Origin of the sequence: Mycoplasma anserisalpingitidis (genome assembly GCF_007859615.1) — a bacterium.
Classification (GTDB): Bacteria; Bacillota_I; Bacilli_A; order Mycoplasmatales; family Metamycoplasmataceae; genus Mycoplasmopsis; species Mycoplasmopsis anserisalpingitidis.
This window is the reverse complement of sequence record NZ_CP042295.1, coordinates 449,204-464,884: the sequence shown is the minus strand read 5'-3', so window position 1 is coordinate 464,884 and position 15,681 is coordinate 449,204. Positions and strand designations below refer to the sequence as shown.

General features: G+C 27.4%; 10 protein-coding genes. All 10 read left to right on the top strand.

Features of this window, described 5'->3' with window-relative positions:
* The first annotated feature begins 22 nt into the window (after window positions 1–22).
* The 10 genes from FRW55_RS01840 to FRW55_RS01800 all read left to right on the top strand — a co-directional run bounded on the left by FRW55_RS01840 (window position 23) and on the right by FRW55_RS01800 (window position 15,676).
* Complete coding sequence (locus FRW55_RS01840; RefSeq protein ID WP_146368488.1) at window positions 23–700, top strand: potassium channel family protein; 678 nt, start codon at window positions 23–25, stop codon at window positions 698–700.
* 129 nt (window positions 701–829) lie between these two features.
* Entirely contained in the window at window positions 830–1,261 is a 432-nt protein-coding gene (locus FRW55_RS01835; protein ID WP_146368487.1) for a division/cell wall cluster transcriptional repressor MraZ, read from the top strand.
* 2 nt (window positions 1,262–1,263) lie between these two features.
* Entirely contained in the window at window positions 1,264–2,169 is a 906-nt protein-coding gene (rsmH, locus tag FRW55_RS01830) for a 16S rRNA (cytosine(1402)-N(4))-methyltransferase RsmH (RefSeq protein ID WP_146367374.1), read from the top strand.
* A gap of 18 nt (window positions 2,170–2,187) precedes the next feature.
* The gene (locus FRW55_RS01825) at window positions 2,188–3,360 is read left to right on the top strand and encodes an MAG3720 family protein (RefSeq protein WP_146368486.1); all 1,173 of its coding nucleotides are present in this window, start codon (window positions 2,188–2,190) and stop codon (window positions 3,358–3,360) included.
* 14 nt (window positions 3,361–3,374) lie between these two features.
* Complete coding sequence (gene ftsZ / locus FRW55_RS01820; protein WP_146368485.1) at window positions 3,375–4,700, top strand: cell division protein FtsZ; 1,326 nt, start codon at window positions 3,375–3,377, stop codon at window positions 4,698–4,700.
* Window positions 4,701–4,944: 244 nt separating this feature from the next.
* Entirely contained in the window at window positions 4,945–6,039 is a 1,095-nt protein-coding gene (locus FRW55_RS01815) for a zinc-binding dehydrogenase (RefSeq protein WP_146368484.1), read from the top strand.
* 86 nt (window positions 6,040–6,125) lie between these two features.
* The gene (gene efp, locus FRW55_RS01810; RefSeq protein WP_146367370.1) at window positions 6,126–6,686 is read left to right on the top strand and encodes an elongation factor P; all 561 of its coding nucleotides are present in this window, start codon (window positions 6,126–6,128) and stop codon (window positions 6,684–6,686) included.
* A 2-nt stretch (window positions 6,687–6,688) separates the two neighbouring features.
* Complete coding sequence (locus FRW55_RS01805; RefSeq protein WP_146368483.1) at window positions 6,689–6,991, top strand: MMB_0454 family protein; 303 nt, start codon at window positions 6,689–6,691, stop codon at window positions 6,989–6,991.
* A gap of 78 nt (window positions 6,992–7,069) precedes the next feature.
* Window positions 7,070–7,198 (top strand): hypothetical protein, encoded by a 129-nt coding sequence (locus tag FRW55_RS04210; RefSeq protein ID WP_272898365.1) that lies wholly within the window; start codon window positions 7,070–7,072, stop codon window positions 7,196–7,198.
* 84 nt (window positions 7,199–7,282) lie between these two features.
* Window positions 7,283–15,676 carry a hypothetical protein gene (locus FRW55_RS01800; RefSeq protein WP_146368482.1) on the top strand — a complete coding sequence of 2,798 codons (8,394 nt, stop codon included), beginning with the start codon at window positions 7,283–7,285 and terminating at the stop codon, window positions 15,674–15,676.
* The last annotated feature ends 5 nt before the right edge of the window (window positions 15,677–15,681 follow it).

Here is a 15,681-nt window from a genome sequence, read left to right as displayed (position 1 = left end):
ACATTAATAAATTGAGGTAATTATGGTGATTAAACATAAAAAAGATATTTGTGTAATTGGACTTGGTAGATTTGGGCAAGCGGTTGTAAGTCAATTATTAAAAATGAATAAAAGTGTTTTCATTATCGATGCTAAAGAAGATAATGCAAAAATATTTGAAAATGAAGTTCAAAGAATTGTAATTGCTGATGCAGCTGATATGAAAGCACTAAAATCAATGAATATCGAGCAAATGGAAACGGTAGTTGTTGCTTGTCCTGATAATATCGAGATTGTAGCAGCTTTATTAGAACTTAATATTAAAAATATTATTGCTCGTGCTACCAGCGCTAGACATGCTAGAGTTCTCAAACAAATTGGAGTAACTCAAATTATTCGACCCGAGCATGAATCTGGAATTAGAACCGCTTTAATTGCGGCCAATGAAAATTTAATTCGTTTTTCAGAAAATTTACAAGAACTAAGTGAAAATTTTGTAGTAGGTACTACTACAATTAAAAATCCAGATTTATCAAAAATGAAAATTAAAGATTTAGACTTTAACAAGAGAAAAATTACAATTATCTTAATCAAAAGAAACGGAAGTGTACTTAGACCAAGTGGTGATGTTGAGCTAGAAATCGATGATATTGTTTCACTAGTTGGAGAAGTTAGTGATGTAACTGCTGGTTTAGGTTGATTAAATCAACAAAGTAAGTAAGTTTTAACAGTGACTTTGTGAAAAGTTTTCACATAAGTTGCTGTTTTTATTTTTATTAAAAAAATTTTTCAATATTTTTACAAAAAAATATGAAATGATGTAAAATTGTGGTGGATAGTGGGAGGAAGTGTGTTCGGAACAGTCGAAAGAAAAATCGATGATAAAAATCGTATTGTGCTTCCAACAAACTTTAGAGATTTGTTAGGAAGTGATTTTTATCTAACTATAGGTTTTGACGGCAATGGTGAACTTAGAAGTAAAGAAAACTTCATTGAATATACCAGAACCATTGAAAAGCAAAGTATGTTTAACAAAAACGCTAGAGCTCTTCGCAGAAGTATTCTTGGGAGAGCTATAAACATTACTCTTGACTCTGCTGGTAGATTCTTATTACCAAAGAACATACTTGAAAACTTAGCTATCCAAAAAGATGTAGTTTTTGTTGGAGTTGGATCAATTGTTGAAATTTGGTCCAAAGAACGCTACGATGAATTTGAATCAGCATATGATGATGATACAATTTCACAAATCGCTCAAGAATTATCTAACATAGAAAGTTAATTATGAATCAGAATTTACATTATTCAGTTCTCTTAAAAGAAACTATAGAAAGTTTAAATATTAAAGAAGACGGAATTTATGTTGATTTAACTCTTGGTATGGGTGGTCACTCAGCTGAGATACTAAAAAGGTTAAATAAAAATGGTTTCTTGATCGCTTTTGATAAAGATGAATTCGCAATAAAAAAAGGAAGCGAAGCTCTTAGTCAAATTAGTGATCGCTTTGCTATTATTAAAAGTGACTTTAGATATATTAAACACGAATTAGCAAAACTTGGAATTACTCAAGTCGATGGAATCATAGCTGATTTAGGAATTAGTTCTCCTCAAGTTGATGATGCTTCACGTGGTTTTAGCTACAATAAAGACGCAAAACTTGATATGCGTATGGATCAAGAACAAGGTCTTGATGCTCATTATATTGTTAACAATTATACTGATGTACAATTAGCTAACATTTTTACAAAATACGCTGATGTAAAGCTTGCTATGCGAGTTGCGAAGGCAATTGTAAAGTGTAGACCAATTGATACAACTTTAGAATTAGTTGATGTTATAAAGAGTGCATATCCCGCCGCTCTACTTAGAGCAAAAAATCCTGCAAAAGCAGTATTCCAAGCATTACGAATTGAAACTAACAGTGAGTTCGAATCGCTTGAACTGATGCTTAAAGATGCAGTCAGCTTATTAAAAAGCAATTCATCATTAAGTATTATTACATTCCACTCTTTAGAAGATCGTATCGTAAAAAATTTTTTTAAGGATTTAATTACAAGCAATCTTCCAATTAAGATGCCGATTATAGAAGAAAAAAAATATACTGCCAAACAGATAATTCCTTCACAACGTGAATTAGAAGAAAATAAACGCTCAAGAAGTGCTAAATTAAGAATTTTAAGCAAGATTTAATTTAGAAGGGAGGTGGTTATGAAAAAATATTTTTTAGATTTTAGAGTTAGCAAAAATTATATTAGTTGAACAGTTCTGGAAGACTGTGAAACAAAACAAAAAACAGTTAGAGTGAGCGAAAAGTTAATTCCAGTTAACTCAAGCGACATTACTAAAATGTTTGACTCTATTAAAAAATATCTTAACAACCTTCCTTTGAATAAAAATGTTATTACAAATGTTATCTTTAATGATGATGTCCTAAGTAATTTAGAAATTAAACTCATTGAAACACATTACTTGCAAGAATGTTTTTCAGCAGATAAAAGAGTTAAAGATGAATTAAGTTTACAATTATCAAAGCATTTTCACAGTAGTGAATACATTCCAGTAACAATTAAAAGCTACCGATACTTAGCTTACCAAAAAGTTTCAGTTAAAGAATATTTGCAATTCCCTCTTAATAAGCAATTTAGCAAATTAATTTCAAAAAATTCTGCATTTGTGACTACAGATATTGAAACGCTCAACAATATTCAAAGATTATTTGAATACAACTTTGATAAAGTTAATTACTTTATTAAAACTCAGTCATTAGCAAACTATTATAAAGAATTTGACGGATTTAACTTATTATTGGACACTGAAGATTCGTACTCATCACTTTCGCTTATTTACAATGGTGCAGTTATTAAATATAAACGTTTATCCGTGGGTATGGATAAAATTTATGAGATGATTAACCAAAATAGTAGAGTAACAAAATCTAATACAGATATTCAAAATATTATTCGTTATTTAACAAAAAGCAAAAACATTAATATTCTCGATGATGGAGTGGTGTCCATCAAAAAGATGCTTGATGAATTTGCTGCTTGCTATATAAAGTTAATATCAGAATTTCTAAATTGTGATGAACTCAAGGATCAAAAAATCAATATGTTAGCCTTAAGTGGTGTTTTGGCTAACATAATCGAAACCAATTTGAATCCATCAGCTTTCAATCTTAATAAAGTGCACAATTTATATAAGGATAATTCCGAAAGTATATTCTTAAATAATGATATTGCTATTTTACAATCAAACTTAATGACTAAACTTGATGAAGAAGATCAAAACAAAACAGTTAACACAATCACTAATAGAATTAATAACGAGATCAATCCGCGTAAATCATTTTTAAACAAAATATGATATGCAATCACTAAATAAAAATTGGAGAAAACATGCAAGAAAATAACACACAACAAGAAGTTAAAAAATCAAATTTCTACAACCCTTTTGATGACAATGTGGTTGAAGAAACTCAAAAAGACGATTTAGATGAACAATTAATTAATGAAAACACTGCAAAAATTAAGTTAAAAGTTATCGGAATCGGTGGTGCTGGTAATAATGCTGTTCAAATGATGGAATTAGAAAAATACCCTTCAGTTGAATTTATTGTTGCAAATACTGATGCACAAGCACTTGCAAAAAATAAATGTCCAAATAAACTTGCACTTGGAAAAGAATCTCGTGGATTAGGTGCTGGTAGTGATCCAGAAGTTGGGCAAGCAAGAGCAAAAGAAAGCTCTCGTAAAATTGAAGAGAAACTTAAAGATGCAGATGTTGTAATTATTACTGCTGGTCTTGGAGGTGGTACTGGTACAGGTGCTGCCCCAGTTGTGGCCGAAATTGCCAGAAATAATGGTGCATTAACAATTGCTATTGTAACTACACCTTTTTCTACAGAAGGTAGAAAACGTACTAGAATTGCAAAAGAAGGTATTGAAAAACTTAAAGAAAAAGTTGATTCATACATTGTTCTTTCAAACGAAAGATTGTTACAACAATATGGTGATGTTCCTATTGATGACGCTTATACAAAATCAAATGTTTATCTTAAAAATATCATCAATACCATACATGATATTCTTTACAGAATAGGAACAATCAACATTGACTTTGCTGATATGCGTAGAATACTTGAAAAATCAGGATTAACACTTATTGGACTTGGACAAGCGTCAGGAAAAAACCGTGCAACCAAAGCGGTTGAAAAAGCATTCCAAAATAACTTATATTCAACAGAAATCTGTGGAGCTGAAAGATTTTTAATTAACATTCAATATGATAAATCTGCAACATTAAATGAAATTAAAACTGCTGTAGATGAAGTTAATAAATTCTTAAATACAAATAGTTCAATTGATGAAGATGACATTATTATTGGTCAAGAAAGAATCGAAGGTGAAACTGACTTATTTAAAGTTTCAGTTATTGCCGGGCGTGTAATTGAAAGAAAAGATGTTGAAGCTAATAAAGCTGCAACAAATGTAATTGAAGAATCAAAAAATAATGAAGTCGATATTATTAATAATTTAAATTCAGAAAATGAAGCTGAAGCTAAATTAGATGAAGTTAAAGAAGAAAAAGAAACATTAGTTTATGATACCTTGGAGATCGAAAACGATTCTGAGACTCAAAATGATGACTTTAATTCAAACTTCTTAGATCTAGATGAAGATGAAACAAAATTCGATGATTCAAAAGTTGATAATTGATTTTAGATAGTCGATGTGAGAAGAGTACTTTGATCAAAGTAACTATTGTTCTGAAAAATTTTGCTAGCACCCAAGTATGGTGCTTTTTTCATTTTAAAATATTCATAATATATATAAGGTAGAAAATTGAAAATTTAATAGTGGTAAAATTGAAAAAAATTCCATATTATATATGCAAAAATGAGATTATACACCGATTCTATTTGAATTGAAATATAATTTAAATGTACAATTTAATGAAAGGAATTTTATGAAATCAATTAGTTTACCAAAAGAAATGAAAGCTTTAGTTTTTCAAGCTAAAGGAAAAATCGAAATAGTTAAGAAACCAGTTCCTCAAGTTGGACCAAATGACCTTTTAATCAAGGTTACTACAACAACAATTTGTGGAACAGACATTCACATTAAAAAAGGTGAATACCCAGTTGTTCCTGGTTTAACAATTGGACACGAATCAGTAGGAACAGTAGCAGCATATGGTGATAATGTTACTGGATTTGAATTAGGGGAAAGAGTTCTTGCTGGAGCTATTACACCTAGTGGATTTATAGCAGCTTGTCAATATGGACAAGGTTCACAAGACGGAGTTGGAGAAGTTTACGGATATAAAGCAACTGCTGGATGAAAATTTGGAAACATCGAAGATGGATGTCAAGCAGAATATGTTCTTGTTAAAAATGCTATGGCTAACGTAGCAAAAATTCCTGCAACTTTAACAGACAAACAAGTTTTAATGTGTCCTGATATTCTTTCAACAGGAATTAAAGGTTCAGAAAATGCTGATATTGTTTTAGGAGATACAGTTGTTCTTGTGGCTCAAGGACCTATTGGACTTAGTGCTACAATTGGTGCTAAATTATTAGGAGCTTCAACAATTATTGCTGTTGATGGTGAAGAAGCTCGTTTAGAAATGGCTAAAAAATATGGAGCAACACACACAATTAACTTTAAAAACAAAGATGTTGTTGAAGAAGTTAGAAGAATTACAAATGGGCGTATGGCTGACGCTGCTGTTGAATGTTTAGGACTTAACTCAACATTCCAAACATGTTTAAGAGTTTTACGTCCTGGAGGTAAACTATCATCAATCGGGGTTTACTCTGAAGATTTAGTAATTCCGCTTGATTCATTTGCCGCAGGTCTTGGAGATCACCAAATTAAAACATCATTATGTCCTGGTGGATCTGAAAGAATGCGTCGTTTAATGCAATTAATTGAAAATGGAATGATTGATACAACAAAACTTGTTACACATGAATATGATTTTGATAAAATCGTTGAAGCTTACGAATTATTTGAAAGCCGTAAAGATGGTGTATTAAAAATCGCTGTTAAAGTAAGTTAATAACAATCATTATAATCAGCAACCTTTATGGTTGTTGTTTTTTGTTGTTTTATGTATAATATTTAAAATTATTTTAAGGAGTCAAGATGATTAATGTTAATGAATTTAAACCTGGTATAACATTCCAAGATGAAGGTGATATTTTTGTTGTTTTAGAAGCTCAACACTCAAAACAAGGACGTGGTCAAGCTAACGTTAAAGCTAAGGTTAAAAACTTGCGTACAGGTTCAACAACAATTAAGTCATTTACTGGTGGGGATCGTGTTAAACCAGCACATATTGATAAAAGAAAAATGAACTACCTATACAACGATGGAGAAAACATTGTGTTAATGGATAATGAAACCTATGAACAAGTTGAAATTCCTCTTAAAAATGTCGAATGAGAATTAAACTTCCTTAAAGAGGGGAGTGAAGTTCAAATTCGTGTATTTGAATCTGAAGTTCTTGATGTTGAATTACCTATTAATGTGGAATTAAAGGTTACAGAAGCTCCTGATGCTGTTAAAGGTAACACAACAACTAATCCTCAAAAGAAAGTTGTTTTAGAAACAGGATTTGAACTTGAAACACCTATGTTCGTTAAAGAAAATGATGTAATTATTGTTTCTACTGAAACTGGTAAATACGTCGGAAGAAGTAACTAATTATGAATTTTGTAACAGTTGATTTTAATTTAAATCAATTTTTCTCTGTTCAAGAAAGTGCTTTTAAACAAGTAATAAAACAAAGTTTTAATTCAAACAAACAAGTAAAAATGGTTAATGAACCAAAAATAAGTTTTGAATATGACAAAAAAAATATCAATATTTTTATTGATATTAAAATTAAACATGATGCTGAAATTGATTTAGTGTTAAAAGAAATCACAAAAAATATTGAGTTAGGTGTTGTGAATTTAATAGACACAAAACCAAAAAATATTCAATTTAATATACTTGGATTTTTATAAAGGAAAGACTATTTTTTTGTTTTGAAAGACAACAAAACGAAAAAATAAGTTTTTTTTTTTTTTTTTTTGATTTTGAATATGAAAAAACAAAAATATATAAATAACTTTTTCATCTTGTTTATAGCATTAAAAGCATCGTTCCATATTTATGGAACCATTATTACAAAAAGAGTAGTTGCAACTTCACAAATTTATATAAACATTTAAAATTTAAACAAATAAGAATATTAATAAAAAATGTTAATTTTTTTATTTTCAAATTAAATAAATTTTAGAGTACGAAAGGTTATTATGAGTATTAAAAATAAGAAATCTAAAATAATTTATACTTCAACAGCAGTTTCTGCTGGTGTTGCTTTAGGATTAGGAGCTTATACATTTTCAATTCATGAAAATAAACTCTTAAAAGATGATTCTAATAAAAACACTAAATTTGAAGAATTGATTTCTAAGAAAAATGAAATTGAAAAACTTATTCAGGAATTAGGGGCAGAGAATGTTTCTGGTGAATTGTTAAAACTTTATGATGAAATTGTTAACAAAATGGAATCTAATTCTGTTTCAGTTGATGAAGTTTTTGAGTTGGTTAATAAAACTGAATATTTAGTTGCTTTTGAAAAAGTTAGAGATGATATCAGAAATGATAGAACAACAGATAACTCAATTGAAGACTTAAAGAAATTATTCAAAAATATTTCTACAAAAGAAAAAGCTAGTGAGTTAATTGATTTATACAAAGAAGAAATTAAAAACGCTTCTTCTAAAGATGAAAAAAATCAATTGTTGAATGAATTAGAAAACAAATTATCTAGTCTATATAATGAAGATAATTTAGCTAACCAAGATTTAGAAAAATCTATTATTAGAGCTAATGGATTATTGAATGATCCTAACTTTGCTATTTCGAATGATTTAAGAAGTCAAATTGAGTCCCTTATCAAAAATGCTAATGATGTTGAAAATTTAGATGCTAATACTTCTGAAATTTTATCAAACAGATTAAATGATTTAATTGATTTAGCAATTAATGAAAATAATAAAAATATTTCAGAATTTGAAAAACTTCGTAAAAAAGCAAATGCAGCATTAGAAAATTTAAAAACTCAAAATCTTGATCAATCAGTTAAACAAGAAATTGAAAAACAAATCAATGATTTAATTAAATCAACATCAGAAGCACCAAATGAAGATAATTACTTCTTAAATTATGACTTATTAAACAAAAAACTTGATTCTATCATTGATAGCGCTTCAAAATATGACAAGTCTGTAGAAGAATTAAAGGAAGAGTTAAACAATAGTCTAAATACTAATTTTGAATTTAGAAAAAATGAAGAAGCATTAAAAAATAAATTCAATGAATTAACACAACAGTTATCTAACTCAGAATTAAATGACAAATCTAACTTAATTGATGCAATAAGAAAAGTAGAAGACTCAAAAAATAAAGTTTTAGCTTTAAGAAATGAATTTGATAAATCAAAAGATAAACTTGACAGATTAATCAATGAAGGAAAAGTAACAAGCGACTTCGCTAATATCCTTGATAATTTATTCAATTCATTAACTTCAGATGAATTAGCAATTCTTGATTTTGATCAAACGGTTAATGACTTAGAAAAGAAATTAGCTGATTTTAATTCAAATATTAACAATCAACTTTTACTTAAAGATGAAATTAATGATTCAATTAAAGATTTAGATGATTTAGTTGCAAACGGATTAAATGTTGATAAAGAAGTTGCTAACAAACTTAAAGAAGATTTAGAAGCTCTTAAAAATACTTATCCTAAGAATGAAGAAAAATTTAAAGCAATGTTTAATAAATTTAATGAATTAAGCACTCAACTTAAAGATCTTCACAAAAAAGAATTAGCTGATTTAGCTGAAGCTAACAAAAAATACTTAGAAAAAGATTACATTGATGAAGATAGTAAAAAACGTCTTGAGGCTTTAATTAATTCTTCTGAGTCTTTAGCTAATCCTAATTCTCAATCAGTTTTATCTCAAATTAAACCTAAAGAAGAATTATTAAGAGAATTTCTTAAAAATAATCAAAAACTTGAAAACAGATATGAATTCAATAACAATCTTGATGATTTTTGAAATTCAAGTATTGAAGGATTTGATAGTTCTAAGGTTGATGCAGATTTAGAAAAAAATGTTGACAAATTCTTTAGTGAATTAAAAGAAGAAATCAACTCAATTAATGAAGATAGTTCATTATCTAACGAAGAAAAAGTTCAAAAAATTAATGAATTAATGAAAAAAGCTGAATTAGCTAAAGAAAATGCCGAAAAACTTAAAGACTATTCAGCAATAGCTAAAGAATCTCTAGAAGTAACAAATGAAATAGACCCAGTATTACGTCAAGCATTAAAAAATGCTGCAAAAGACATAACAGACACAATATCAGCAAATAACGATAAAGTATTAGATTTAGATACTTTAAATGTTGATGAAATGAGTGAAGAATTAAAAAACAAGATCAATGACTATAAAGAACTTAGAGATGCAATCATTGGAAATAGACTCTTTGAAGATACTATGAACAAAATCAATTATGAATTTGTTAATGATCGTGAAAATGATGAAGATACTCCAATGCAAACAGCATTAAAAAATAAATTAAATGAAATTAAAACTAAGTTAGATAATCCTAATATTACTGAATCTGAAAAAAGCAAACTTAATGATGAAATGATTACATTAAGAAATAATATTGCTACTGCTCATCAGTTAGAAGTGGCTAACAAAAAGTTAAAAATTGATGTAGAAAATTCTGAATACTATGACTTTGGTGATCACAAACCTGAAGATTTAATCAATGAAGCAAACAATTTAACAGATGTAATTGATAATTTAATTAAAACTGAACAAACAAATCCTGATTACATTCTTTCTTCTAATGATTCAAACAATAGGCTAAAAGATAAATTAGATCAAGTTGAATACATAGATGAAAAATTAAACAAAGAAGTTGCTCGTAATAATTTAGTTAATACAGTTGATAATATTAGTGTAAATAAAACCAAGCTTACTGGTGAACCTTTCGATACTATCAATAAATCTATCGATGATTTAATTCAAGATTCAAAAGCATATACAGATGCTAACAGTTCAAAAACCGCTGATGAAATTAATGATTTTAACTTTAGAGTTCAAGCGAATATAGAATTAGCTCAAACATTAAATAATGCTCAACAACAAATTAAAAACTTATCTGATGATAATAGAGATTTCATTCTTAAAAAAATGACTAATGTAGCTCTAGCTAATAAAATCGATGCTGAAGATAGTTTTGCAACTATTCAAGAAAAAACTAAAAAAATAAGAGATGCTATTACTCAAATTAGTAATGAAATTAAAACTGAAGAAGCTCTTAAAGAATTAGACAAAGTATTTCCTAAACCAGATAGTGTAGATAATAGAGCTATATACTCTGAAGAACAAAAAAAATATCAAAAACTATATGATGAACTCAAACAAAAGTATGAAAACATCGTTAATGATGATAATATAGTAAATAAAAATAGTGAATTAATTGGTTTAATAACAGAAATTAACAAAGCTAAAAATAATGCTGAATTAGCTAAAAAGCAATTAGACACTAATTACAATAATCAAGTCCAACTTATTAAAACAGAACTTGAAAAATATAAAGAGTCAGCTCTTAAAAATAATGTTAACCCATTATATTTAAGTAAATTGGAAGCTGAATTTAATAAATTAATTGATAATAGTAGTAAATCTACAACAACAATGGAAGATTTAGCAAATATCAAAGATAAGATTAGATTTGAATATGCTAAAGATGAACTTGATACTGCTAAAAAAGCTGTAGAAGATTTCATGGTTGAAAGTTTCAATACTAATGCTGAAGTTGAAGAATTAAAAAATAAATACCAAAACAATATTCAAGATACAATTGATCAAATTTACAATAGTGTAAAAGACAATACTGAAGCTTCTCTTAATGATTACTTAAATGCTAAGAAATTAATTGATGCTGCTAAAAAATACGCTGAAGGTGCTAAAAATGTTATCGACAGAATTGTTGTTTTAGACGAAGATGCTAAAAAACCTGAAGAAGATAGAAAATATTCAATTGATTCACAGCCTCTTAAAGATGCAATGGATAAAAACCAAATCAGTTTTGATAAGTTAACTAATCCTGATTTTGAATCATTACTTCAAGACACAGTTACTAAAACTAATAATATTGAAAAAGCATATAATGATTCTTTAACATTTGATGAGTTAAAAAATAGCTTATTAGACAAAATTAGTGAATTCAATACCGAGTCACAATCAAATATAACAAGTGATTTAGATGATAAAGAATTTGCAACTGTTTTTGCTAATACAGTTAAAAAGATCAAAGATGAAGCGCTTAAGATTAAATACGATCAACTTTCATCTGATTCAAATTCATTAGAAACAGCAAAGAGTGAATTATTAGATGTTCAACAAAAATTAAATACTCTTAAATCTAATTTTAACCTAATTCAAAAAGCCTCACAATCTGCAAGAGTTGCTCAGGATGAAATTGATGTTATTGCAAAATTAAACCCAGCATCAGAAATTCAAACAAAAATTAAAGAAAAACTCGAATCTTTAGCAAAATTACAAAGAGAAACATATGATAGTCAAGATGTAAGTGCTGACAAAATTAACAAAACTTCAACAGAAATTACAAGTTTAGTAACAATTCTTAAAAACATTAGAGAATTTGATGTTAAATTATCTAATTTACAAAATAAAATAACTTCAAACTTAAATCTTAATGATATTGAAGTTACAAATAGTACTACAAATATTAAAAATAATTTACCACTAGTTTCTAGTGACGCTCAAACTAGAGTTAATTCATATTTAACTCATTTAAGAGAATCAATGGATAATTTAGGTAAAGATTTAGAAAACATTAATGTAACAAAAATTACTCAATTAAACAAAAACTTATCTTCATTTAGTGATTTAGTTGAATTGCAAATTACTAATATTGCAAAATATAATGAAATTAAGTCAAATGTTGATAAAGCTACAAGTGATAATGAAAAGAAAATTCATGAATGATCATATAAATTCCTCGGTGATTCAATTATTAAATCTGCTTTAATTGATGTAAATGATAATGAAGTTATATTCAATAGTAACTTAAACATCTTGGATATTGAATCAAAAGAAAAAGCTCGTATTTACAAGGATAGACTTGAAGATTTTAAAGCTGTTAGTGAATATAAAGACGAAATGCTTAAAAAATTCACTGTTACTGGAAGAAATACTGATTTACACAATGAGCTTAAAACTGTATTAACAGCAGCATATGACAAAACTCTTGAAGAGATGGCCTTTAATGGTACTAAAGATACTGATATTAATCCTGAAATTAAAGATAAGTCAAATTACCAATTTACTCAATCTATTGAAACACAAACAAATAATTTACTTATTTTCTCATTAGATAAAAAACAAAGTCTTAACTTAATTCATGTTCAAGTAGATAAATATATAGCTGGAGTTGAATTAATTAATGAAAAAGTTGTTAAAGCTAATGGGGATTTCCAAAACCTTAAAAATAACACTCAATATAGTCAATTACCAATCATTTCTACATTTATTACTGAAACTGAAAGATTAGTTAAAGAAAATAAAAATGCTTGAGTAGTTGATATTTCTCCTACATCAATTAATTCTAAAAAAGAAGCACTTGAAAACTACTTATTAAGAATTGATTTATTAAACGCTTATGCTAAAGCTAAAATTAGTTTAGAAAATGATATTACTAATGGTACTTTAACAGTAGATGAAGCTGCTCCATTACAAAAAATTATTACTAATCTTGAAAATGAAATTCAAAATATTTCAGGAAATAAATCTCAAAGTTATTATGATTCTTTAAAAGAAAAATACCTAGAAGGTAATACTGAAACTTCTCTTAAAAAAGCTAAAGCAAATACATTAAGTTTAAAAACTGAAATTAAAAATGCTGAAACTGTTAAAGCTAAGTATGAAGAGTACAAGTTAGCTCATCCTAATTTTGTTGGAAGTGCTGATATGATTGCTCTTTATGCTAAGTTAGATCAAATCATTGCTACAGCTAAAACTAATATTACAAATATTGATAATAGAAATGAAAAAGAAAAAGAAAGTTCTATTTCTGCTATTAATGATAGTGCCTTTGGTATTATTGCCGAATTACAAGACAAAAAATTAACTGAAGCAAAACAACTTCTTAGAGAATCAAATAGAATTAATAACTTTATGGCTGTTGAATATACTCAAACTAATAGTCCAAAATTAAATGACTTTGATGCAATAGCTGTTCAAACATTAGACAGTTTAACTGTACCTTCACTTTCAAACTTTGATTGAATTAACAATACAAATGATTTAATGAATGCTGCTAGAGAAAAAATTAAAGATCAAAAAACAGCATTATTCAATTTTGAGAGAGCTCAAATTGTTGAATCAATTAAAAAATCAAAATTATATAGAGATTTATTCAAAAATGGGATTGATACAACTTATTATACAAGCGAAGCTTTAAAAACAATTGCCGGTATTAGTGAAGCTCAATACAAAAATCTTGATGATGCATTAAATGAAATAGGTGATGAAGCAAATATCAATATCCCTGATGCTGATAAAGATTTTGCAGATGAAAATTATAAAACCCACATTTATAATGACATTAGAAGTAAGAAAATTAAATTAGATAATGCTTACAATAGTATTAAGTCTACTTCAAGAATCACTTTAAATAACCTTAAAGATGCTTATGATAAATTTAATGCTCAAGTTACTACTAATGGAACTAATGATGCTAAAACTATTAAAGATTATTTAAATACTGAAACTAAATTTGATAACAGCAATTTACAAACTTTAATTACTGAATATACTTCTAAAGTTACTGCATTTACTACTGATGATGTTTTACCAACATTAGAAGAAGAAAAAGCAAAAGATTACAATGATGTATTTACTGGTTACAAAACTTTCTTAACAAAATTAATTGATGATAAGCTAGCTTATGAAAAATTATTATTTAAAGATACTAATTCGCTTAAGACTATATTAAATACTTATATTAATAATAGAAAAGATGTTGGAAAATTATTAGAATTAATTGCTGGTGATAATTACAAAACACTAGTTCAAAACAATGATAAATCTAAACCATTCTATGAATTTATACAAAAATACAATGATAAGTATGCTTCAATTAAGAATATTATTGATTCAATGAATGCAAATATAATTGAAACTTCAAAAATTTCTACTGCTGAAGCAACATATTATTTAACAAGTGCATATAATGCAACTATTAAATATAGAGATTGATTAAATGAAAGAGTTAACTTCGAAAATATATTCTTAGAATTAAGTAATTTAGTAAATCCAACTGATTCAACTTCATATCGTTATTCATATTCAGAAATTAAAGATGGTAATATTTTAGAAAACTTCATTACCGATATCGAAGCTGAAGCAACTAACAAAACTACAATTACAGTTAATGGTGATTCTAAAGAAGCTATATTATTAAATGGAAAAACAAAATTATTAGACTACTTTAATGCCTACTCAATTCTTAAAAATACTACAAATGATTTAATTTTTAATACCGATAACATTAAAGTTTACATTTATAAAAATAATTCATCTGATAAGTGAATTGAAACAGTATTCCAATCAGATACAAGATATAAAAATGCTAAGTATAATCTTGCAATCGTTTTCGACTCTAGTGTAGCAAGTAATACATACTTTAGTGGTGTTCCTCAAATGGTTTATACATATCCAAATGTTCAAACAAAATTCAAAACTCTTGAGTATGGAGTTATCACTAAAGATTTATTACCTTTTGTTGGTAAAGGTTATGCTGGTTCAAGTGTTAATGATGAAGATGAAAGAAGACGTCTATTTCACTTTTCTGAAGCTGGTTGAACAGATGGAAACGCATTATCTAAATTACTTGAAGCATTTAAAATAAATGTTCCTGGAAACAAGGTATATGCAATTTCAGATTATTCAACTACCAAAACAATTCAATATACTCCCACAAAAACTGTAGAAATACCTACTGGTCCAAATACAGTATCTAGTGGTATTTACTTTGTGGGTAATGCTAATAAGAATATTGTTATTGATGGTAAACAATATAATTCTGATGAAGATGTGAAATTATCATTTATCTCAACTTACTCATTTGATGATCATGGTGACATAGCTTGAATTCCAACATTTATTTCTATACCTTTATTCCAAGATTTAGGAAATGGAACAAAATCTATTGCACTATTGGTTATGAAGTGACAATTTGAACCAGTTGCGGATGTAAGTAAATACTCAAATTCTCATTCATTCTATGCTTATTCACATTGACCTACGCAATCAAATCTTGTAATTTTAAAAGATAGTAATTCATATGGAATCAATTATCTAATAAATTCTACGGACACAAAAGAAGAAAAGATTAATAAAGTTCTTGAATTTGCTGATAATGTTTTAACTGAAAATGCAATTAAAGATAAATGAATTGCTTCAACAAATAATTATCAATCAATTGATGCTTTAGATTTTCAAATTAATGGCACTGGTAAAACTCCTAGAATTACAACTTTATTCGATAAATTCAATATCATTATCAAACTCAATAAGGAAACTGGAGAATAGAAAGG